Raw genomic sequence first — 23,178 nt, forward strand, 5'->3', positions numbered from 1 at the left:
CGGGCGCGTCCCGGCCCTTGTATCGACACAAAGTACAATTTCCGGCAGGAAATTGAACGGCTATGCTGAAGGCATCACCAATGGGGGATGCCATGCGCAAGAACTTGCCTGTTACACAAATCGAGTACGTCCTGGACGATGGCAAGCCCATTGTGTCGAAGACCGATCTGAAGGGAAAGATCGTCTATGTGAATCCGTATTTTGTCGAGGTCAGCGGCTTCGCGCTCGACGAGCTGCTGGGCGCGCCGCACAATCTGGTGCGCCACCCCGAGATGCCGCCGGCCGCCTTCGAGGACATGTGGCGCACGCTGAAAGCCGGCACGCCGTGGACCGGAATGGTGAAGAACCGCCGCAAGAACGGCGACTTCTACTGGGTGCTGGCGAACGTCACGCCGATCTTTGAACAGGGGCGCGCCGTCGGCTACATGTCGGTGCGCAGCAAGCCGACGCGCGCCCAGATCGAGGCCGCCGACAAGCTCTACCGCAGCATGGCCGCCACGCGCGAACCCGAGTTCATGATCGTGCGCGGCGAGATCCGCCGGCGCGGCCTGCGCGGCCAGATGGCGCGCCTGGCCAATCTGTCGGCCGGCACCCAGCTGGCGGCCAGCGGCAGCCTGCTGTTCCTGCTGTTTGCGGCACTCGGCCTGTCCGGCGCGAGCCAGCTGCACGGCGCCGCGCGCGCCTGGTGCTCGGCCCTGGCCGGCGGCGGCGCCCTGCTGTCCTGGGGCCTGTGCGCGCGCCTGTATGCCGAACTGGTGCGGCCGCTGCACGCGGCCATCGCCTCGGCCCGGACGATCGCCGGCGGCGACCTCAACACCCGCATCACTGCCGACTGCCGCGGCGACGTCGGCCAGCTGCTGCAAGCCCTGCAGCAGATGCAGGTCAATCTGATCGCCATCATCGGCGATGTGCGCGCTAATGTCGACGAAATGACGGTCGCTACCAAGTCCATCGCGGCCGGCAATTTCGACCTGTCGGCGCGCACCGAGGAACAGGCCTCGAATCTTGAAGAAACGGCCGCCAGCATGGAACAACTGGCGGCCACCGTGAAGCAGAATGCGGACAGCGCCCAGCAGGCCGATCAGATGGTCAGCCAGACGGCCGCCGTGGCCGTGCAGGGCGGCCGCTCGGTCAGCGCGGTCGGCGCGATGATGAACGACATCAGCCACTCGGCCCACCAGATCGTCGACATCATCAGCCTGATCGACGGTATCGCCTTCCAGACCAATATCCTGGCCCTCAACGCCGCGGTGGAAGCGGCGCGTGCCGGCGAGCAGGGGCGCGGCTTTGCCGTCGTCGCCAGCGAAGTGCGCAGCCTGGCGCAGCGCACGACCGTGGCGGCCAAGGAGATCAAGGGCCTGATCGACCGCTCGGTCGGCCAGATCGACGCCGGCAAGCAGATGGCCGACGCCACCGAGGCGACCATGCGCGACATCGTCCAGGCCGTGCAGGGCGTGGCCACCATCGTCGGCGAAATTGCGCTGGCCAGCCGCGAGCAGAGCCAGGGCATCGAGCAGATCAATCAGGCGATCAGCGCGATGGACCAGACCACCCAGCAGAATGCGGCCATGGTCGAACGCGCGGCCGCCGCCGCTGGCAGCCTCGACGAGCAGGCCGGCCAGCTGGCCGAGGCCGTCAGCATCTTCAAGCTGCGCGCCGGCCTCACTCAGCCCGGCGCAGCGACCCCAGCCCGCGCCGCCACCCGCCGCGCCCTCCCCGTGTTCAGCTAAACCGGAAAAATGGGGTCTGACCCCATTTTTCCGAATCCCAAAAAAAATGGCCGCGCATGCGGCCATTTTTGCTGGTGTGCCCGGAGAATCAGGCGTTCAGGCGCTGCTCGATCTTGGCCTTGGTGTCGACCAGGGCCTGCGGCAGATGGTAGGCCAGCTTCTCGAACAGCTCGGCATGGAGCTTGAGCTCGGCCGTCCAGGCTGCCTTGTCCACCGAGGTGATCTGGGCGAACTGTTCTTTCGTGAAGGCCAGGCCGTCCCAGTTGATGTCCTCGAAATTCGGCGTGGTGCCGAACACGTTCTCGCTGCCGCCCGCCTTGCCGGCGATGCGGTCGAGCATCCACTTCAGCACGCGCATATTGTCGCCAAAGCCAGGCCAGACGAACTTGCCGTCGGCATCGGTACGGAACCAGTTGACGCAGAAGATCTTCGGCTGCTGGCTCAGCTTGGCGCCCATGTTCAGCCAGTGTTGGAAGTAGTCGCTCATGTTGTAGCCCATGAAGGGCAGCATGGCGAAGGGATCGCGCCGCACCACGCCCTGCTGGCCAGCGGCCGCAGCGGTCGTTTCCGAGCCCATGGTCGCGGCCATGTAGACGCCTTCGACCCAGTCGCGCGCCTCGGTCACCAGCGGCACCGTGGTCGAACGGCGGCCGCCGAAGATGAAGGCCGAGATCGGCACGCCGGCCGGATCGTCCCAGGCCGGATCGAGCACCGGGTTCTGGGTCGCGGCCACGGTGAAGCGCGCGTTCGGATGGGCGGCCTTGGTGCCCGAGGCCGGGGTCCAGTCCTTGCCCTGCCAGTCGATCAGATGGGCCGGGGCTTCCTTGCTCAGGCCTTCCCACCAGACGTCGCCATCATCGGTCAGCGCCACATTGGTGAAGATGGTGTTGCCGTCCAGGCAGGACATGCAGTTCGAATTGGTCTTGGTGTTCGTGCCCGGGGCCACGCCGAAATAGCCGGCTTCGGGGTTGATCGCGTACAGGCGGCCGTCCTTGCCCGGCTTGATCCAGGCGATGTCGTCGCCGATCGTGGTGACCTTCCAGCCATTGAAGCTCTGGGGCGGAATCAGCATCGCGAAATTGGTCTTGCCGCAGGCCGAGGGGAAGGCCGCCGCCACATAGTGCTTTTCGCCTTGCGGGTTTTCCACGCCGAGGATCAGCATGTGCTCGGCCAGCCAGCCGGCGCCGCCGGCCTGGGCTTCCTGGTAGCCCATGTTCGAAGCGATGCGCAGGGCGAAGCATTTCTTGCCGAGCAGGGCGTTGCCGCCATAGCCCGAGCCATACGACCAGATCTCGCGCGTTTCCGGGAAATGCACGATGTACTTGGTGGCATTGCAGGGCCAGGGCACGTCCTGCTGGCCGGCCGCCAGCGGCGCACCGACCGAGTGCACGCAGGGCACGAACTCGCCGCTCTCGCCGAGCACCTCGTACACGGCCTTGCCCATGCGCGTCATGATGCGCATATTCACCGCCACATAGGGCGAATCGGACAGCTCGACGCCGATGTGGGCGATCGGCGAACCCAGCGGGCCCATCGAGAAGGGCACGACATACAGGGTGCGCCCGGCCATGCAGCCGTCGAACAGGCCGTTCAGGGTGCCGCGCATCTCGGCCGGGGCCACCCAGTTATTCGTCGGGCCGGCCTCTTCCTTGGTGGCCGAGCAGATGAAGGTGCGGTCTTCGACGCGCGCCACGTCGGTCGGGTCGGAGCAGGCCAGATAGGAATTCGGGCGCTTTTCCGGGTTCAGCTTTTTCATGGTGCCGGCGGCGACCATCTCGGCGCACAGGCGGTCGTATTCCTCCTGCGAACCGTCGCACCAGTAGATGCGCGCCGGCTTGGTGAGGGCGGCGATTTCGGCCACCCAATTGATGAGCTTGCGATGCTTGATGTAAGCTGGGACGTTCAGTGCTGCAACGCCATGCATGACGGGTTGGTTCATACTCACTCCAATGCCAATTAAGAATTCTGGCAGCCATGACTCGCGCAGCAGGCGGCGGCATCACGGCAATACAAATCCGGCACTGTCGGGCGCAGGGCGCCCCGCAACAGGGGCTCCGATTGTACGCCTTTTATCGGCCCCTACTACATTTTTGTAGCCGATTTAACCCGAGTAATGTAGTAGGCTATTTCGCATCCCGGAAAGCCCTGTACTTTCTTTACGGATTCGAGGCAAAACAAACAAGCAAGACGATGAGAATTTGCATACTCGACGATTATCAGGACGCGGTGCGCCACCTTGAGTGCATGAAACTGCTCGACGGCCACGAGGTCAAAATCTTCCCGAATACCGTGCGTGGGCTCGGCCAGCTGGCGGCCCGTCTGGCCGAGGCCGAGGTGCTGGTCCTGATCCGCGAACGCAGCCCGATCACGCGTGCGCTGCTGGCGCGCCTGCCCAAGCTGAAGCTGATCGCCCAGACCGGCCGAGTATCGGGCCACATCGACGTGGCCGCCTGCACGGAACGCGGGGTCGCCATCGCCGAAGGGGTCGGCTCGCCGTATGCCCCGGCCGAGCTGACCTGGGCCCTGATCATGGCCGCCACGCGCAAGATCGTGCCCTATGCGCGCCATCTGAAGGACGGACGCTGGCAGACGGCCTCGCTGACGCCGGAGTTCAACACGCTCGGCAGCAGCCTGCGCGGGCGCACGCTCGGCATCTGGGGCTACGGCAAGATCGGGCGCCTGGTGGCCGGCTATGGCCAGGCCTTCGGCATGCGCGTGCTGGCCTGGGGCGGCGAAACGACCCGGCGCAACGCGGCCGCCGATGGCGTCGCCCTGGCCGACAGCCGCGCCGCCCTGTTCGCCGAGTCCGATGTGCTGAGCCTGCATCTGCGCCTGGCCGAGAGCACGCGCGGCATCGTCACGGCGGCCGATCTGGCGCAGATGAAACCGACGGCCTTGTTCGTCAACACCAGCCGCGCCGAACTGGTGCAGCCGGGTGCGCTCGAAGCGGCCCTGCGCGCCGGCCGTCCGGGCGGGGCCGCGCTCGATGTGTTTGAACAGGAACCGCTGCCGGCCGACTACCCGCTGCTGAGCGCGCCGCACGTGCTGTGCACGCCGCATCTGGGCTATGTGGAACAGGACAGCTATGCCCTGTATTTCGAGGCGGCGTTCCGGAATATTCTGGCCTTTGCCGCCGGCCAGCCGACCAATATCCTGAACCCGGAAGCCCTGCAGCGTCCTCAGTAGAACACGATTTTCGGGGCCGGGGCCGCATGCTGGTGGCCCCACAGGCCGCGCCAGCCGGGTGGCCAGGCCAGGGCCGGGCCGTCGTACTCGAGCACATTGGCGCGCACCGGCACCACCGGCACGCGCGGCATGTCGCTGGCGCCGGGCCGCGGCGGCGGCATGTCGAGGCTGTACATGTAGTTGGGCAGCAGCAGATCGCAGACTTCGGCGAACCAGGCCGTGTGGTCCTCGTCGCGCCCGAGCGCCTGGGCCAGGCCGTGCGGATCGCACTTGGCCAGCGCGTGGATCAGTTCATCCGTGCTGGCGCCGGGCTTGTCGCCCCAGCCCATGACGGGATTGAAGTTGTAGTCGGCGCCCGAGCCATACCAGCCCTCGCGCCAGGGCCGCTGCAGCCAGTTGCGCTGGCCGGTGAACAGATGCCAGCGCCAGTGCAGGCCGGAAGGCTTGGGCCAGGAATACAGGTACAGCTTCTGGTAGCCGGCCTGGTGCAGGGCGCGCACCATCGCCATCAGGCGCGCATGGGGCATGCGGTCGGGCGGCGTGCGGCGAAAACGGATCGGCTCGCCATCGGCATGCTGCACTTCATCGTTCGACAGATTCAGGTCGAGCGTCCGCCCCTCGCTGCCGAAACGCGCGCTGATCCAGCCGGTCAGGAGATTGACGCTGGTGATCACCCCGTAGCCACGGTGGCGATGGAAGATGACGGTGCCGGGAGCGATCGCTTTCATCCGGCCAGTGTATCAAAAGATGAGGTGCGCACGGCGTATCGGCTATCATGACGCCCTCCACTTTTTTCTGTTCACGAACATGAGCCTGCGCATCCTCGCCACCGGCGGCACTTTCGACAAACACTACGACGAAATCCAGGGCAAGCTCGGCTTTGCAGACAGCCATCTGCCGGCCGTGCTGGCGCGCACCCGCATGACGGTGCCGGCCGCGCTCGAAGTGCTGCCCCTGCTCGACTCGCTCGATATGCTCGATGCCGACCGCGCGCGTGTGCTGGCGTCCTGCCAGGCGGCGCCGGAAAGCGCGATCGTGATCATCCACGGCACCGACACCATGCCGGAAACAGCGGCCGTGCTGGGCGCGGCGGCGCTGGCCAAGACCATCGTGCTGACCGGCGCCATGATCCCCTACGAGATCGCCAATTCGGACGCCCTGTTCAACCTCGGCTGCGCCGTCAGCGCCGCCCAGCTGCTGCCGGCCGGCGTCTACGTGGCCATGAACGGCCAGATCTTCAGCTGGAACAATGTGAAGAAGAACAAGACGGCCGGCGTGTTCCAGCCGCTCTAATCCTCAGCGCAGCAAGGCGCGTCCGGGCGCGCCGCTGGCCGCGCCCATGCCGGCGCCGAGCTGGAACACGGCCACCGAGGCCACCAGTTCGGCCGCCTGCTGGCGCAGATTGGCCGCTGCGGCCGCCATCTCCTCGACCAGGGCGGCGTTCTCCTGCGTGCCCTGCTCCATCGACACCACCGCCTCGCCGACCTGGCTGACGCCATGGCTCTGCTCGCTGCTGGCCGTGCTGATCTCGCCCATGATGGTGTTGACCCGGCTGATGCTGGCCACCACCTCGGTCATCGTGTTACCAGCCTGATCGACCAGGGTGCTGCCGTGGCGCACCCGCTCGACGCTCTCGGTGATCAGCTCCTTGATTTCCTTGGCCGCCTGGGCCGAGCGCCCGGCCAGGTTGCGCACCTCACTGGCGACCACGGCGAAACCGCGCCCCTGCTCGCCCGCGCGCGCCGCCTCGACGGCCGCGTTGAGCGCCAGGATATTGGTCTGGAAGGCGATCGCATCGATGACATTGATGATGTCATGGATCTTCTGGCTCGACTCGGTGATGCCGCGCATGGTCGACACCACCTCGCCCACCACGCGCCCGCCCTCGTCGGCGATGGCGCTGGCGCTCAGGGCCAGCTGGTTGGCCTGCTGGGCGTTCTCGGCGTTCTGCTTGACGGTCGAGCCGAGCTCCTCGGTGCTGGCCGCCGTTTCCTCCAGCGCGCTGGCCTGGCTTTCGGTGCGCGCGCTCAGTTCCTGATTGCCGTGCGCGATTTCGGCGCTGGCCGTGGCCACGAACTCGGCGCCGGTGCGCACGCGCGAGACCACCTGCACCAGCGAATCCTGCATCGCGCCCAGGCCCTGCAGCAGCTCGCCGATCTCGTCCTGCGAATGCACGACCACCGGCTGCGACAGATCGCCCTGGCCGATGCGCTGGGCCGCTTCGCTGGCCTCGGCGATGCCGCGTGCAATCCCGCGCGAGACCACCTGGCTGACCGTGACCGCCAGCAGCACCGTCACCGCCAGCAGGGCGCCGCCGACCAGATACAGCTGGCGGAACTGGGCCATGATCTCGTCCTCGGCCTCCTTCACCAGTTTCACCTCGCCGTCGACCAGCACCTGGGTGGCCTGGATGTAGGTGTTGGTCACATTCGTGAACTCGCCCATCACCAGGGCGCGCGCGCCCTCGCCGTCGCCGGCCTTCTTCAGCTCATTGACCTTGTCGCGCGTGGCCAGCCACTGCTTGCGGATCGTCACCACGGCTTCGGCGCGCTGGCGCGAGCCCGGGTCCTGCACCATGTCGAAGAACTGCTTCTGGGTGGCCGTGGTGTTGGCCGAGGTGGCCGTCATCGCTTCCTTGAAGAAGTCGAGCATGACGTTCGTCTCGGACAGGCCGACGGCCAGCGAGCGCGCCGAGTTCTGACGCACATCGCCCTGCCAGCTGCCGGCCAGGCGCAGCAGCTCCGACGACAGGTTCATGCGCGCCGTGGCTTTCGAGACCGCATCCACGCGCCAGGCAGTAAAGGCTGCCAGAAGCACAAACATGACAATCACACCACCAAAGCCGGCATTCAATTTGGCCGAGATCCGCATACTGCCCATGGCATCCTCCGAGACTGGTTTGCATCGAAAAATGGAGCTTAAGCCGCTGGGTGCTATTTGTATGCTGTACTTTGGTGCAAATCAAGAAAAATAATTAAGACCCAGTGCACGTTTGACATCCGCAACAGTGCAGGCCGCCACCGCGCGCGCTTTTTCGGTGCCTCGGCGCAGCATCGCCAGCACTTCGCCACGGTCGGCACTGTACTGTTCGCGCGCGGCGCGGATCGGCGCCAGCGTCTCCTGCAGCAGGACATCGAGACGGCGCTTGAGCACGCTGTCGCCGAGGCCGCCGCGCTGGTAGTGGGCCTTCAGTTCGGCCACCGCGGCCGGATCGGGATCGAAGGCGTCGAGGAAGGCAAACACCACATTGCCCTCGACCTGGCCGGGGTCGTCCACGCGCAGGTGGCCGGGGTCGGTGTACATGGCCTTGACGGCCTTGCTGATCTCATCCGGCGTGGCGCCCAGGGCGATGCTGTTGCCCAGCGATTTGCTCATCTTGGCGCGGCCGTCGATGCCGGGCAGGCGCGTCACGGCCGACAGCACGGCCTCGCATTCGACCAGCACCTCCTGGCCGACCGTATGGTTAAAGCGCCGCACCAGCTCATTGGTCTGTTCGATCATCGGCAGCTGGTCGTCGCCGACCGGCACGCGGGTGGCGCGAAACGCCGTGATGTCGGCCGCCTGCGCCACCGGATAGGTGAGGAAGCCGGCCGGGATATCGCGCTCGAAGCCGCGCAGCTGGATCTCCTGCTTGATGGTCGGATTGCGCTCCAGGCGCGACACCGTGACCAGATTCAGCAGATACATCGACAGCTCGCACAGCTCCGGCACCTGGGACTGGATGAAGATGGTCGACTTGGCGGGATCGATGCCGGCCGCCAGATAGTCGAGCGCGACCTCGATCACATTGTCGGTGACCTTCTGGTGGCGGCCGACATTGTCGGTCATGGCCTGGGTATCGGCCAGCAGCAGGAACTGGGTGGCGCGGTGCTGCAGCTCGACGCGCGCGCGCAGCGAGCCGACATAGTGGCCAAGGTGGAGCGGACCGGTGGTACGGTCGCCGGTGAGGATAATGGCTTGCTGCGACATCGGGAATTCTCCTTAGGCTCGATGGCGCCGGTCCCGATGGATGCCTGAAAAAAGCAATGCCGCCAAAACCGGCGGCATCACAATGACGTTAGACGTGTGTGAACAGGCCGCCCCTCAGCAGGGGCGCCACCAATGCAGACGATGCTTGCGGACGCTGTTCATGACGACAGTATAGCAGCTCAGACGCGGGCTTCGCCGCCGAGGGCCTCGACCAGGTCGGCCAGCATCTTCGACAGCTCACCGGTCATCAGCATGAAGTCGTTGTCGAACTTCTCGTTGTCGTCCACCGCGCTCGACTCGTTTTCCTTCATCACGTCGAGCGCCTTCACGCTCTTCACGGCCAGCGCTTCGGTCAGCACGAAGGAGATGCGGTCGTTCCAGGTCATGGCCAGGCGCGTGCACTGCTTGCCCGACTTGATGTGGCGGCGGATGTCTTCCGGCTCCAGCGTGTGCTTCACATAGCGCACGGCGGCGCGGCTTTCGCCGGTGGCGCGTAGTTCGGTGTCCATGTCGATCGTGAAGCCGGCCGGCGATTCGTCGTGTTCGAGCCAGGCCGTCATCACCGTCACCGGCGAGCGCTGCACGCGCAGGCTTTCGAGCGGCATGCGGTCGACCGCCTTCAGCAGGTGCTTGACGACGTCGTCGGCCTTGGCCGGGCTGGCCGCATCGACCACCAGCCAGCCATTGACCGGGTCGATCCAGGTGAACACATTCGAGCGGATCGAGAAGGCGCGCGGCAGCAGTTCATCGGCCACGCGCTCCTTCAGCTCCTTCATCGCCTTTTTACCGGGCGGGAAGCCCTGCTGTTCCTCGAGGTCCTTGGCCTTGGCCTTGGCGACCTGGTTGATGACCGAGGTCGGCAGCAGCTTCTTCTCGGTGCCGAGCATGATCAGCATCTGCTTGTGGACCACGTGGACCAGCTGCTCGTTACCGCGCGGCGAGTCCCAGCCCTGGCGCAGCATCTCATTGCTGCTGGCCGGAGCGAAGCGCTGGGTGGCGAGGGCCTGTTCGATCTCCTCGGGGGTTTTGTTCCAGGGGGCGGGCAGGCGGTAGACCTGCAGGTTCTTGAACCACATAAAACTGTCATCTCCTTCAGAAGGTCGGCTATTTTACACGCCGTCGAACAGGCTGAGTTGATCGCGCCCGCGCGCCTCGGCCAGACGCACGCCCACGCCGAGCAGGCGCACCGGCTGGCTGGCGCGCAGCCAGCCGGTCTCCATCAGGCGCGCGTACTGGGCCAGGTCGGGCGCGCGGCCCAGACATTCGACGGTAGTGTGATGGAAGTCCGCGAAACGGATTTTCACGTACAGCTTGTGCACCTGCTGCGCACAGTTGGCGCGCGCGATGCGCTTTTGCAGTTGCTCGAACAGCTCCGGCAGCAGGGCCAGACAGGCCGGCAGGTCGGGCACATCGGGCGTGTAGGTCTCCTCCACGCTGACCGATTTGCGCTCCTGCGAAGGCTGCACGGCGCGCTGGTCGATGCCGCGGCACAGGTCATGCAGGCGCGCGCCGAAGCGGCCGAAGTGGCGCTCCAGATCGAGCAGCGACCAGCTGCGCAGATCGGCGCAGGTATGGGCGCCCAGCCGATTGAGCTTGGCCGCCGTGACCTTGCCGACGCCGAACAGCTTCTTCACCGGCAGGGCGGCGACGAAGGCGTCGACTTCATCCGGCTTGACCAGGAACAGGCCATCGGGCTTGTTCCAGTCGCTGGCGATCTTGGCCACGAATTTGTTGGGCGCCACCCCGGCCGAGGCGGTGATGCCGACCGTGGCCGCGATCTTGGCGCGGATCTCCTGGGCGATCAGGGTGGCGCTGCCTTTGCAGTGCGGCGCATCGCTCACATCGAGGTAGGCTTCATCGAGCGAGAGCGGCTCGACCAGCTCCGTGTATCCGCGGTAGATGGCCATGATCTGGCGCGAGGCCGCGCGGTACTTCTCCATATTCGGCGGCAGCACCACCAGATCGGGGCACAGCTTGAGCGCCTGCGAGGTCGCCATGGCCGAGCGCACACCGAAGGCGCGCGCCACGTAGTTGCAGGTGGCGAGCACGCCGCGCTGGTCCGGCCGGCCGCCGATGGCCAGCGGCACCTCGCGCAGGGCAGGGTTATCGCGCATCTCGACCGAAGCGTAAAAGCAGTCGCAATCGCAGTGGATGATTTTTCGTACCGGAGCATTCACGCCCGACAGTATAGCTGTGTTTTTATACAGTAGGGCGGGTCGTAGGGCGGGTCTTAAGACCCGCGCGCTCCACCAAAACCACCCGCAAATCATTCACATTGGTGCGCGTCGGCCCCGTCACCACCAGATCACCGAGGGCCGCGAACACCGCGTAGGCATCGTTGTTATCGAGCGCCGCCTGGGCATCGCCATCAAAGCGCGCCAGCGAATCCGGCCCGATCCAGGCGCCCGCATTGTCCTCGCTGCCATCGATGCCATCGGTATCGATGGCCAGCGCATGCACGCCCGGCGCGCCATCGAGGGCCAGGGCCAGCGCCAGCAGATACTCGGTATTGCGCCCCCCGCGTCCCGAGCCGCGCACCGTCACCGTGGTCTCGCCGCCGGACAGGATCACCAGCCGCCCCGCCCCCTGAGCCGCCAGCGCCGCATGCACCCGCGCCACCTCGCGCGCCTCGCCTTCCAGCGCACCGCCCAGGTTCATCACCGGATAGCCGGCCGCGCGTGCGACCGCTTCAGCCGCCGCCAGCGCCGTGTCGGCGGTCGCGATGATGGCCGCGGCATGCCCGGCCAGCCGCGCATCTCCCGGCCGCGGCGCCGCCAGCGCCGGATCGCGCAGGGCCGCCACCACGGCAGGCGGCACCGCGATCTGATAGCGCGCCAGCAGCGCCAGCGCATCGTCCGCCGTACTCGCATCGGGCAAGGTCGGGCCCGAGGCCACCACGGCCGGATCATCGCCCGGCACGTCGGACAGCACCAGCGTGTGCACACGGGCCGGATGGCAGGCCAGCGCCAGCCGCCCGCCCTTGATGCCCGACAGATGGCGGCGCACCGTGTTGATCGCCCCGATCGGCGCACTCGACATCAGCAGCGCGCGCGTCAAGGCACGCTTGTCGTCCAGGCTCACGCCCGGCGGCGGCATGGCCAGCAAGGCCGAGCCGCCGCCCGACATCAGACAGATGACCAGATCGTCGGCCGTCAGTCCCTGCAGCGCCGCCAGCACACGCTGGGCCGCGGCCGCCCCGGCCGCATCCGGCACCGGGTGGGCCGCCTCCACGATCTCGATGCGCGTGCACGGCGCCCCATAGCCGTAGCGCGTGACGACCACGCCCGACAAAGGCCCCGCCCAATGCGCCTCGAGCGCCTGCGCCATGCGCGCGCTGGCCTTGCCAGCGCCGACAACGACCGTGCGCCCGCGCGGCGGCGGCGGTAGATGGGCCGGCAGCACCCGCATCGGGTCGACGGCCGCCAGCGCGGCCTGCATCATGGCGTCCAGGAGAGGCATCATGGGCGCGCCACCCGCGTGACGATGGCGGCGCCGATCAGCATGGCCGCCGCCAGCACCAGCATGCCGCCGCTGGTGCTGCCGCTGGCCTCGCGGATGGCGCCGACCAGGAAGGGGCTGAGGAAGCCGGCCAGATTGCCGAAGGAGTTGATCAGCGCGATGCCGGCCGCCGCCGCCGCGCCGCTCAGCATGGCGGTCGGCAGGCTCCAGAAAATCGGCAGCGTGGCGAGAATGCCGGCCGTGGCCAGGCTCAGCGCGGCCAGCGACAGCCAGGGCTGGCCCGCCGCCAGCGTCGACAGCAGCAGGCCGGCCGCGCCGGCCAGACCCGCCAGCGCCACATGGCCGCGCCGCTCACCCAGCCGGTCGGAGCGGCGCGCCAGCGCGATCATCGCCAGCGCGCCCAGACACCAGGGCACGGCCGTCATCAGGCCGATCGTCAGCACATCCTGGGCACCGGCGTTTTTCAGCAGCTGCGGCAGCCAGAAGCTCACCCCGTACAGGCCCATCACAAAACAGAAATAGACCAGGGCCAGCGCCCACACGCGGCCATCGGCAAAGGTGGCGCGCAGCGAACGCGGAGCGATGGCGCGCGCCTCGGCGGCGACGGCCTGGGTCAGCAGCTGCTGTTCGGCGGGCGTCAGCCAGCGCGCGTCGGCGATGCGGTCGTCGAGCCAGAGCAGCACGGCAACACCGAGTACGATCGAGGGCAGGCCTTCGAGCAGGAACAGCCACTGCCAGCCGGCCAGTCCGTGCAGGCCGGCGCAGCGCGCCATGATCCAGCCCGACAGCGGCCCGCCAACCACACCGGCCACCGCCACCGCGCTCATGAAGATGGCAACGATGCGGGCGCGGCGCGCGGCCGGATACCAGTAGGTCAGATACAGCACGATGCCGGGGAAGAAACCGGCCTCGGCCAGACCGAGCAGAAAGCGCAGCAGGTAGAAACTGGCCGCGTCGCGCACGAACAGATTGGCGCAGGACACCAGCCCCCAGCCGATCATGATGCGCGCGATCCAGCGGCGCGCGCCGACCTTGGCGAGAATCAGATTCGACGGCACTTCGAACAGGAAGTAGCCGATGAAGAAAATGCCGGCGCCGGTGCCATACGCGAGGTCGGACAGGCCGAGGTCGCCCATCATCTGCAGCTTGGCGAAGCCGACATTCACGCGGTCGAGGTAGGCCGCCACATAGCAGAAAAACAACAGCGGCAGCAGCCTACGGTCCAGCTTCGCATACACTTTGGCCTCAGCCAGCATTCAGGGGCTCCAGAAAATCATGAACCGCCATCTTTGCACAAAGGAGTTGAAGTGTCGCGCCTTATCCTCGGACCTCTCATGGCCGGCCTGATCGCCACCAGCGTTCACGCCGCCGACCTCCCGACCCCGCCAGTGGCCGCCAAAACGGCCTGGCAGGAAACCCGCCACGGTGAAGTCGTCACCGACGACTACCGCTGGATGCACAAAAAGACGGACCCGGCCGTCATCGCCCATCTCAATGCCGAGAACGCCTACACCGAGGCCATGACGGCCTCGTTCAAGCCGCTGACCGACACCCTGTACGCGGAGATGAAAGGGCGCATCAAGGAAACCGATCTGTCGGTGCCGACCCGCAAAGGCGACTACTTCTACTACTTCCGCAGCGAAGCGGGCAAGCAGTACCAGGTGTACGCGCGGCGTCACGCCAACGCCGCCAAGGCCTATGACGAGAAGGCGGCCGAGGAAGTCCTGCTCGACATGAACGCCATGGCCGAGGGCCACAAATTCTTCGCCGTTGGCCGCATGGCGGTCAGCCCGAACGCCAAGCTGCTGGCCTACACGACCGACACCACCGGCTTCCGCCAGTACGAACTGCACGTCAAGGACCTGGCCAGCGGCAAGGAACTGGTGGCCGCGCAGCCGCGCATCACCGGCCTGGCCTGGGCCGCCGACAATCAGACCCTGCTGCTGCTGCAGGAAGACGCCGTCACCAAGCGCAGCGACCGCCTGCTGCGCATCAAGCTCGGCGGCCAGCCGGAACAGGTGCTGACCGAAAAGGACGAGCTGTTTGCGCTGAGCCTGAGCACCACGCGCGACGAAAAATACTTCGTGCTGCAATCGCATGCGACCGACACCCACGAGGTGCGCCTGCTGCCGACGGCCACGCCGACGGCCGCTTTCCGCTCGCTCGGCCGCAACAAGGGCCACCGCTATGAAGTCGATGTGCGCGGCAAGGAGCTCTATATCCTGACCAACAAGAACGCCAAGAACTTCCGCGTCGTGAAGGCCCCGCTGGCCACGCCCGATGAGAAGCACTGGACCGAAGTGGTGCCGCACAATGCGGACGTGCTGATCACCGACATCGACATGTTCCAGAACTTTCTCGTCGTGAGCGAGCGCAGCCAGGCGCTCGACCGCCTGCGCATCTACGACTTCACCAGCAAACACTGGCAGACGGTGAAATTCGACGACGAGGTCTACACGCTGCGCCAGGGCGGCACGCCCGAGTACACGGCCAGCCAGCTGCGCCTGTCCTACCAGTCGCCGCTGACGCCGGCCACGACGCTCGATGTGGACATGAAGACCGGCAAGCAGACCGTGCTCAAGCGCCAGGAAGTGCTCGGCGGTTTCGATCCGAGCCGCTACGAAGCGCACCGTCTGTGGGCGACCGCGCGCGACGGCGTGAAAGTGCCGCTGTGGACCATCTACAAGAAGGGCACCAAGCTCGACGGCTCGGCCCCGCTGCTGCTCTACGCATATGGCTCGTATGGCATCCCGGCCACGGCTGCGTTCTCGTCCAACCGCCTGTCGCTGATCGACCGCGGCGTGATCTTCGTCCAGGCCCATATCCGTGGCGGCAACGACATGGGAGAGCACTGGCACGAAGACGGCATGCTGATGAAGAAGAAGAATACCTTCTACGACTTCATCGACAGCGCCGAATGGCTGATCGCCAACAAGTACACGAACAAGGACAAGCTGGTGATCCAGGGCGGCAGCGCCGGCGGCCTGCTGATGGGCGCCGTCACCAATATGCGCCCCGACCTGTTCCATGCCGTGCATGCGGCCGTGCCCTTCGTCGACGTGATGAACACGATGATGGACGCCAGCCTGCCGCTGACCACCGGCGAATACCTCGAATGGGGCAACCCGAACGAGAAGGCGGCCTATGACTACATGAAGTCCTACTCGCCCTACGACAATATTGAGAAGAAGGCCTACCCGTCGATGCTCGTCACCACCGGCCTGAACGACAGCCAGGTCATGTACTGGGAGCCGGCCAAATATGTCGCCAAACTGCGCACCTACAAAACCGACAGCAATCCGCTGCTGCTGAAAGTGAACATGGGGGCCGGCCACGGCGGCGCCTCGGGCCGCTACGACGCGCTCAAGGAGCAGGCCTTCATCCAGGCCTGGATGCTCGCGCAATGGGGGATCACGCAGTAAGGGCTTGCATGTCCGGAGAAGGGCGTCTATAATACGGCCTCTTTCGGACGTGCTGACACACGTCAGAGTGGTTCCAAATGGGTGCTTAGCTCAGTTGGTAGAGCGGCGCCCTTACAAGGCGTAGGTCGGGAGTTCGACCCTCTCAGCACCCACCATTGGGCACTCAACGAAGACCGATTGCGAAAGCACGGAGCGGTAGTTCAGTTGGTTAGAATACCGGCCTGTCACGCCGGGGGTCGCGGGTTCGAGCCCCGTCCGCTCCGCCAGCATCAAGAAAAAGCCACCTACGGGTGGCTTTTTTGTTTTCCACTTCCAGTTTTTCCCCTCACCACACGCACCCGCCGCAGCAGGCGGATGCGTGTGTGCGCGCTTACAGCAGCCAGACCCCGTTGCTGCCGTTTTCGGCGGCGATCACGGCGCTGTTGCTGACCCAGTTGGCGACCAGTTCGGCACGCGTGTGGTTGCCCAGATAGTCGATCCAGGACTGCTGGCCGCCGGCGGCCGTGGCGGCCAGCCCGGTGTTGGCGTACAGGGCCTGGACGAAGGCCGCGTTGTCCATCTTGCCGTACAGGTTCTGGAACTCGTTCAGGCCGGTGAAGCCCTGGGCCAGACCGGCCGTGTCGAGCGACTTGCCGAGCCAGTACTGCAGACCGCCGAAATCGGCCGCGCGATGGAACAGGGTCTGGTAGAGCATGCCCAGGGTCTGCAGCTTGGCCGCCGGGGCCTGGGTGAAGCCCAGGTCCAGCTTGCCATCGGCGAACTGGATGCGCTCCATCTCGATGAGGGTATCGACATCGCTATTGGCCTTGTCGGCCACCTTCAGCGTGCCATCCTTGCCGATCAGGATCTTGTAGCCATCCTGCTTGCCCGAGTAGACGGCCGTATCGAAGCCATCCCCACCGACCAGTACATCGCTGCCCGGACCGCCATCGAGGATGTCGTCGCCACTGCCGCTGAACCAGCCGCGCTCGGTCTGGGTCTTGACCTCGCCGACGACGATGCCATCGCTGGTCGTCATCGCCGTGCGGTGTTCACCGCTCAGGGCCAGATACAGCAGCACGTCCATGCGCGTGGCGGCCGGCTGACCGTCGCTTCCGGCCAGGCGGTTGAGCCAGAACTGCAGACCGGCAGCATCCGGCATGCGGCCGAGAATCTGCTGGTAGATGCCGTTCAGGAAGTCGGTGTTGCTGGCCTGGGCCAGGGTGTTGCCAGCCCATTCGGACGAGCGCAGCATGCCGGCCGCGATATCGGCCGCCGGCACTTCGGCGCGCGACCAGTAGGCCAGGCCGCCGAGGTCGGGCGCGCGCCCGAAGGCGCTGTACAGCAGGGCCACATCGACCAGCTTGGCGCTCTGATGGCTCAGGAAGGCCAGATCGGCATTGCTGCTGTCGAACTCCTTACCATCCACCCATTCGCTGAGGCCCTCGGCGAACACGGCGCCGTTGTGCAGGGCCTGGATGCTGCCGTCGCCTTTGACGAAGAACTTCCAGCTGCCGCTGTCGCTGCGGCCGCCTTCGAGCACGTCGTTGCCTTCACTGCCGAACAGCTTGTCGTTGCCGATGCCGCCGGCGACCAGGTCATTGCCGGCGCCGCCGTCGAGTATGTCGTCGCCACCGGCGCTGCCGATGAAGTCGTCGCCGCCGCCGCCGTTGAGGATGTCGTCGTCCGCACCCAGATAGATGGTCTGGGACGCGGAGTCGCCGATCACATAGTTGCGGCCATCGCCGCCGCGCACCGTGACCGCGCCGACGATCGCGGCGAAGTCCACGTTGTCGAGCTTGATCGTCGAATTCGCCGGCAGGGCGCTGGTATCGATCACCAGGCCGATGGCCGTGCTATTCGTGCTGCCCGTCGGCGGCGTGGTCGAGCTGCCCGAGACGATGATCGTCGGCGAGCGGCCGCCGGTGTAGGTCGCCACCGGCACCACCGTCTTCGACTCGATGCCGGTCGCGCCGATGGTATTCAAGAAGTCGGTACCCAGGCCCGTCATATGCGACTGTTCCTGCGAGCCGGTCGGGGTGCGCGATTCGATGCGCTGGATCAGGTCGATCCTGGCCTGGTCCTTGGTCAGCAGGGTCTGCGGACCTTCGACCTGGACCCCGGCGCCGACCGGCAGCGAGACGGTCAGCTTGGTCTGGTCGCCGCCATTGCCGCTCACGCCAATCGGAATATCGGCCAGGTTGGCGTTCGGCGAGTTCGGGTCGTCCGAGCGGCTCGGCGTGGTGACGGGCACCACCAGCACCTGGTCGCGCGAGCCCAGGTTCGGGTTCGGACGCGAGTCGGTCACCGTCGTCACGCCGTCGACCGTGCCCAGCACCGCGCCGGCCGAGACCACCAGCATGCTGTTCGAGGCTACGCTGCCCAGGCCGCTATTGCCTGCCAGGTTGCGCACGCCGTCGAGCGCCAGACGCACATCGAGGTTACCGGCGGCGGCCGTGGCCGGCAGCTGCAGGCTGGCCGTCCAGGTGAGGCCGCCATCGCTGCTGCTCAGCTGGCCGAGGGTGGCGCCGCTGACCTGCAGGTCCTCCAGACCGAAGCCAGTCACGGCCTCGCTGAACTGCACCTTCAAGGTCGTGGCCTTGCCCGCTTGCAGGGTGCTGTCGGCCAGGCTCAGCGTGGCGCCCGGACGCACGGTGTTGGTCGCAAAACTGCCCGAGCTGACCGTGCCCGTGCCCGCCAGGCCATCGGCGCCGCGCACGCCGGCCAGGGCCAGCGTGATCAGGTTGCCGTTGGTCTGGAGATTGTCAGCCGGGGTCAGGCGCGCTTGCCAGGTCTTGCCACCATCGCTGCTGCTGAGGCCGGACAGGCTGCCGCCGCTGACTTGCAGGTCGGACAGGTCAAAGCCGCTGACCACTTGGTTGAAGGCGATCTGCACGGTGGCGCTGTCGCCCGCCAGCAGCGTCGTCTTGTCGAGCGCAATCTGCGCGCCCAGGCCCGGCGCATGCACGGTGTAGCTGTTGGACAGCACCTGGCCCTGACCGGCATTGCCGATCACATCGCGCACGCCGCTCAGGTCCAGGCTGACCGTCTTGCCGCCGCCATCGTTGCCCGATAGCGGACGCAGCAAGGCGGTCCAGGTGCGGCCGCCGTCGCTCGAGCTCAGGTCCGACACGCTCAGGCCATCAGCGCGCAGGTCTTCCAGGCCGAAGCCACGCACGGCCTCGTTGAACTGGATATTCAGGTGGCCGGTCTCGCCCGCGTTCAGGGTCGACTCGACCACGCTGACGGTGGCGCCCGGGCCTTGGGTATCGACCTGGAAGCTGGCCGAGCTGACCTGGCCGCGGCCGACGGAGCCGGCACTGCTGCTGACACCGCCAAGATCGAGCACCAGGGTCTCGCTGCCCGTGTAGCCGGGATTCGGCGTATAGCGCATCGACCAGGCGCGGCCCGGATCGGTCATCACCAGCTGGTCGAGCTTGCCGTGCGCGGCCGTCAGGTCTTCCAGGCCAAAGCCCGACACCGCGAACGGGAAGCGCACGACGACCTCGACGCTATTGCCGCCGCCAACTTCGAGGGCGCCGACACTGATACTGGCCGTCGTCAACGGCTGGGTATCGAGCATGAACTGCAAGCTGGCATTGCTGCCCACATTGCCGGCCATGTCGATCTGATGCACCAACACATTCTTCATGCCGTCGCCGCTGAGGACCAGCTGGCTGCCGCTGCCGGCCAGCCATTGCTTGCCGCCGTCGAGGCTGTATTCCCAGACAGCGCCATTTTCCAGGCCGCTCAGACTGACGGCACCGTCATTGCTGATACTGCCGCCCTTGGGCAGTGCCAGGGCCGGCGCGTTCGGGGCCGTACGGTCGATCTGCACGTTCAGGGCGCCGGAGGCGGCGCCGATGTTACCTGCAGCGTCAGTCGCGAAGGCCGCGACCTGCAGCGCGCCTTCCGCCAGTCCACCCACCGCGATCGACCAGTTACCGCCATCGGCCACGCCGGTGCCCAACACCTTGCCATTGCCATCGGTCAGGGTCACCGTCGAACCTGCCTCGGCCGTTCCGCTGAAGCTCAGGGTCGCCGCATTGGTCAGATTGTCGGTCGACGAGGCGCCGCTGTCGCTGTCAAGCTTGGGTACCGAGGGCGCGGCCGGCGCACGCGTATCGGCGCTGATCGTCGGGCTGGCGCCGGCACCGCCATTGTTGCCAGCGGCATCCGAGTAGCTGGCCGCCGCTACGGTGATCGACACCGCGCGCGCGTCCATGTCCGCCGCCGGCGTGAACACCGCGCTGCGCGTCAGGCCGCTGCCGCTGAGCGTACCCAGGGTGCCGCCAGCGACCGTGATGTCGCCGCTGGTGAAGCTGCTGCCCGGATCTTCGCTGAAGGTGAAGGTGATCGTGGCCGTCTCGCCCGCCTTGAGATTGGCCTTGTCGCTGGTGATGCTCAGCGTCGGGGCCGTGGTATCGACGTTCAGCGTCAGATTGCCCGAGGCGATGCCGGTATTGCCGGCGGCGTCGGTGGCCTTGGCGTAGACCGTGTGGCTGCCCTGGCTCAGGGTGCTGCTGGTAATCGACCAGTTGCCGCCCGTGGCCACCGCCGTGCCGAGCACGGTGCTGCCTTCGTAGAGGGTCACGGTCGCACCGGCTTCTGCAGTGCCGCTGAAGGTCGGCGTAGTCAGCTTGGTCAGGTTGTCGGTGGCCGATGCGCCGCTGTCGCTGGCGTCGATCAGGTCCGGCGTCGCCGGCGCGTTCGGGGCCAGCGTATCGAAGCTGACGCTCGGCGTGCTGCCGGCGCCACCGCCGTTGCCAGCCGCGTCGGTGTAGCTGCTCGCAGCCACCGTGATCGAGGCCGTGCCGCCATTCGTGTTGGCGGTCGGCGTGAACACGGCCGTGCGCGTCACGCCGGTGCCACTGATGGCCGACAGGGTGCCGCCGCTGACCGTGATATCGCCGCTGCTGCCATCCCAGGTGAAGCTGCTGCCCGGATCTTCGCTGAAGGTGAAGGTGATGGTGGCGGTCTCGCCAATCTTCAGGGCCGACTTGTCGCTGGTGATGCTGAGCGTCGGCGCCAGCGTGTCGAACGTCAGGCTGGGGCTGGTTCCGGCGCCGCCGCTGTTGCCGGCGGCGTCCGTGTAGCTGGCGGCCGCGACGGTAATCGACGCAGTGCCGCCATTCGTATTCGTGGTTGGGGTGAAGACGGCCGTGCGCGTCAGGCCGCTGCCGCTGAGGCTACCCAGGGTGCCACCGCTGACCGTGATATCGCCACTGTTGAAGCTGCTGCCCGGGTCTTCGCTGAAGGTGAAGGTGACGGTGGCCGTCTCGCCGATCTTCAGGGCCGAGACATTGCTGCTGATGCTCAGCGTCGGTGCCGTCGTATCGACCTGGACCGACAGGCCGCTCGAGGCGACGCCGGTATTGCCAGCCGCATCGGTGGCCTTGGCGGTCAGCGTATGTGCGCCTTCCGCCAGCGTGCTGGTGGTAATACTCCAGTTGCCGCCCGTGGCGACGGCGCTGCCGATCGAGGTGGCGCCATCGTACAAGGTGACGATCGCGCCGGCTTCGGCCGTCCCGCTCAGGGTCGGCGTGGTGAGGTTGGTCAGGTTGTCGCTTGTCGACAGGCCGGTGTCGGAACCGACAGCCAGGGCTGGCGCCGACGGCGCCACCGGCGCGGTGGTGTCGAGGGTGACGGTCAGCGAGCCGCCGGCCGTACCCACGTTACCGGCCTGATCAGTCACACGCGCCGTGAAGACCTTGTTGCCATCGCTGCCCAGGTCGCCGCTGGTGACGCTGACATCGACATAGCCATTGCTGATGTCGGTGCTGCTCAGCACTGCCGTGACCGCATGGGCGAGCGAAGAACCGCCGAGCAGCAGCTCGGCCATGTCACCGGCGACGGCATTCGTACCGGCCAGGCTGATGCGTACAGTCGGCGCCAGCGTGCTGGTGATGTTGTCCGTGTTCGAGCTGCCGCTGTCGGAGGCGCTGGCCAGATCGACAGCCGTGCTCGGCGCCGACGGGGCCGTGGTGTCGAGCGTGAAGCTGAAGGCGCCGCCAGCCGTGCCGACGTTACCGGCCTTGTCGGTGACGCGGGCCGTCAGGGCCTTCGTGCCGTCGCTGCCGAGGTCGCCACTGGTGACGGTCAGATCGACATAGCCATTGCTGATGTCGGTGCTGCTCAGCGTTGCGGTGACGGCATGGGCCAGCGCGGAGCCGCCCAGCAACAGTTCGGCCAGATCGCCAGCGACAGCATTGGTGCCGGCCAGGCTGACGCGCACCGTCGGGACCAGGGTGCTGGTGATGTTGTCCGTGTTCGAGGAACCGCTGTCCGAAGCACTGGCCAGATCGATGGCCGTGCTCGGCGCCGACGGGGCCGTCGTATCGAGGGTGACGGTCAGCGAGCCGCCAGCCGTGCCGACGTTGCCGGCCTGGTCAGTGACGCGGGCCGTGAAGACCTTGTTGCCATCGCTGCCCAGATCGCCGCTGGTGAGGCTGACATCGACATAGCCATTACTGATGTCGGTGCTGCTGAGCGAAGCGGTGACTGCATGGGCCAGCGCGGAACCACCGAGCAGCAGCTCGGCCACATCGCCGGCCACGGCATTGGTACCGGCCAGGCTGATGCGGATCGTCGGGGCCAGGGTGCTGGTGATGTTGTCGGAATTCGACAAGCCGCTGTCGGAGGCATTGACCAGATCGACGGCTGTGCTCGGTGCGGACGGTGCCGTCGTATCCAGCTTGACGGTCAGCGAGCCGCCGGCGGTGCCGACGTTGCCAGCCTTGTCGGTCACACGCGCCGTGAAGACCTTGTTGCCATCGCTGCCCAGATCGCCGCTGGTGACACTGACGTCAATGTAGCCGTTGCTGATGTCAGTGCTGCTCAGCGTCGCCGTGACGGCATGGGCCAGCGAAGATCCGCCAAGCAGCAGCTCGGCCATGTCACCGGCGACGGCATTCGTACCGGCCAGGCTGATGCGCACGGTCGGGGCCAGCGTGCTGGTGATGTCGTCCGAGTTCGACAGACCGCTATCCGAACCGCTGGCCAGATCGACAGCCGTGCTCGGGGCAGACGGGCCCGTGGTGTCGAGCGTGAAGCTGAACGCGCCGCCAGCCGTGCCGACGTTGCCGGCCTTGTCGGTGACGCGCGCCGTCAGGGCCTTCGTGCCGTCGCTGCCGAGGTCGCCACTGGTGACGGTCAGATCGACGTAGCCATTGCTGATGTCGGTGCTGCTCAGGGTCGCCGTGACGGCATGGGCCAGCGCGGAGCCGCCCAGCAGCAATTCGGCCAGATCGCCAGCCACGGCATTGGTGCCGGCCAGGCTGACACGCACGGTCGGGGCCAGCGTGCTGGTGATGTTGTCCGTGTTCGAGGAACCACTGTCCGAGCCGCTGCTCAGATCGATGGCCGTGCTCGGTGCCGACGGGGCCGTCGTATCGAGGGTGACGGTCAGCGAGCCGCCGGCCGTGCCGACGTTT

13 protein-coding genes and 2 tRNA genes are annotated in these 23,178 nt (G+C 66.7%); 6 read left to right on the plus strand and 9 right to left on the minus strand.

Annotation, left to right across the window (positions count from 1 at the left end):
• The first annotated feature begins 92 nt into the window (after window positions 1–92).
• Complete coding sequence (locus tag LZ005_RS20995) at window positions 93–1,730, plus strand: PAS domain-containing methyl-accepting chemotaxis protein (protein WP_237810468.1); 1,638 nt, start codon at window positions 93–95, stop codon at window positions 1,728–1,730.
• A gap of 88 nt (window positions 1,731–1,818) precedes the next feature.
• Here the strand turns inward: LZ005_RS20995 and LZ005_RS21000 are convergent, their stop codons facing one another.
• Complete coding sequence (locus tag LZ005_RS21000) at window positions 1,819–3,669, minus strand: phosphoenolpyruvate carboxykinase (GTP) (protein WP_237810469.1); 1,851 nt, start codon at window positions 3,667–3,669, stop codon at window positions 1,819–1,821.
• A gap of 251 nt (window positions 3,670–3,920) precedes the next feature.
• Here LZ005_RS21000 and LZ005_RS21005 point away from each other — a divergent pair, with 251 nt between their 5' ends.
• Window positions 3,921–4,916: a D-2-hydroxyacid dehydrogenase family protein gene (locus tag LZ005_RS21005; RefSeq protein WP_237810470.1), complete on the plus strand. Its 996-nt coding sequence runs from the start codon at window positions 3,921–3,923 to the stop codon at window positions 4,914–4,916.
• On the opposite strand, the gene LZ005_RS21010 is transcribed toward LZ005_RS21005, so the two are convergent.
• Complete coding sequence (locus LZ005_RS21010) at window positions 4,910–5,644, minus strand: L-asparaginase (protein ID WP_237810471.1); 735 nt, start codon at window positions 5,642–5,644, stop codon at window positions 4,910–4,912. The two genes, LZ005_RS21005 and LZ005_RS21010, sit on opposite strands and share 7 nt — an antisense overlap.
• A 79-nt stretch (window positions 5,645–5,723) precedes the next feature.
• Here LZ005_RS21010 and LZ005_RS21015 point away from each other — a divergent pair, with 79 nt between their 5' ends.
• Window positions 5,724–6,209, plus strand: coding sequence for an asparaginase domain-containing protein (locus LZ005_RS21015; RefSeq protein ID WP_237810472.1), 486 nt, complete (start codon window positions 5,724–5,726; stop codon window positions 6,207–6,209).
• A gap of 3 nt (window positions 6,210–6,212) precedes the next feature.
• Here LZ005_RS21015 and LZ005_RS21835 read toward each other — a convergent pair whose 3' ends face one another.
• The 6 genes from LZ005_RS21835 to LZ005_RS21050 form a co-directional block, all read right to left on the minus strand.
• The gene (locus LZ005_RS21835; protein ID WP_307727827.1) at window positions 6,213–7,796 is read right to left on the minus strand and encodes a methyl-accepting chemotaxis protein; all 1,584 of its coding nucleotides are present in this window, start codon (window positions 7,794–7,796) and stop codon (window positions 6,213–6,215) included.
• A gap of 81 nt (window positions 7,797–7,877) precedes the next feature.
• Window positions 7,878–8,885 (minus strand): tryptophan--tRNA ligase, encoded by a 1,008-nt coding sequence (gene trpS / locus LZ005_RS21030; RefSeq protein WP_237810473.1) that lies wholly within the window; start codon window positions 8,883–8,885, stop codon window positions 7,878–7,880.
• A gap of 179 nt (window positions 8,886–9,064) precedes the next feature.
• Entirely contained in the window at window positions 9,065–9,961 is an 897-nt protein-coding gene (locus LZ005_RS21035; protein WP_237810474.1) for a recombination-associated protein RdgC, read from the minus strand.
• Window positions 9,962–9,994: 33 nt separating this feature from the next.
• Window positions 9,995–11,062 (minus strand): DNA polymerase IV, encoded by a 1,068-nt coding sequence (gene dinB / locus LZ005_RS21040; RefSeq protein ID WP_373889450.1) that lies wholly within the window; start codon window positions 11,060–11,062, stop codon window positions 9,995–9,997.
• 22 nt (window positions 11,063–11,084) lie between these two features.
• Complete coding sequence (locus LZ005_RS21045; protein ID WP_237810476.1) at window positions 11,085–12,347, minus strand: glycerate kinase; 1,263 nt, start codon at window positions 12,345–12,347, stop codon at window positions 11,085–11,087.
• Window positions 12,344–13,600, minus strand: coding sequence for an MFS transporter (locus LZ005_RS21050; RefSeq protein WP_237810477.1), 1,257 nt, complete (start codon window positions 13,598–13,600; stop codon window positions 12,344–12,346). The genes LZ005_RS21045 and LZ005_RS21050 overlap by 4 nt, the downstream gene beginning before the upstream one ends.
• A gap of 51 nt (window positions 13,601–13,651) precedes the next feature.
• Between LZ005_RS21050 and LZ005_RS21055 the strand changes: the two genes are divergently transcribed.
• The 3 genes from LZ005_RS21055 (at window position 13,652) to LZ005_RS21065 (ending at window position 16,032) form a co-directional block, all read left to right on the plus strand.
• Window positions 13,652–15,766, plus strand: a complete 2,115-nt coding sequence (locus tag LZ005_RS21055) for a S9 family peptidase (RefSeq protein WP_237810479.1) — start codon at window positions 13,652–13,654, stop codon at window positions 15,764–15,766.
• A 79-nt stretch (window positions 15,767–15,845) separates the two neighbouring features.
• A tRNA-Val gene (locus LZ005_RS21060) sits at window positions 15,846–15,921 on the plus strand.
• A gap of 34 nt (window positions 15,922–15,955) precedes the next feature.
• Window positions 15,956–16,032 (plus strand) — tRNA-Asp (locus LZ005_RS21065).
• 104 nt (window positions 16,033–16,136) lie between these two features.
• Here the strand turns inward: LZ005_RS21065 and LZ005_RS21070 are convergent.
• Window positions 16,137–23,178, minus strand: a 7,042-nt coding sequence (locus LZ005_RS21070; protein WP_237810495.1) for an Ig-like domain-containing protein, incomplete at its 5' end; no start/stop codon positions are given.

Origin of the sequence: Massilia sp. TS11 (assembly GCF_022012445.1) — a bacterium.
Taxonomy (GTDB): Bacteria; Pseudomonadota; Gammaproteobacteria; order Burkholderiales; family Burkholderiaceae_D; genus Telluria.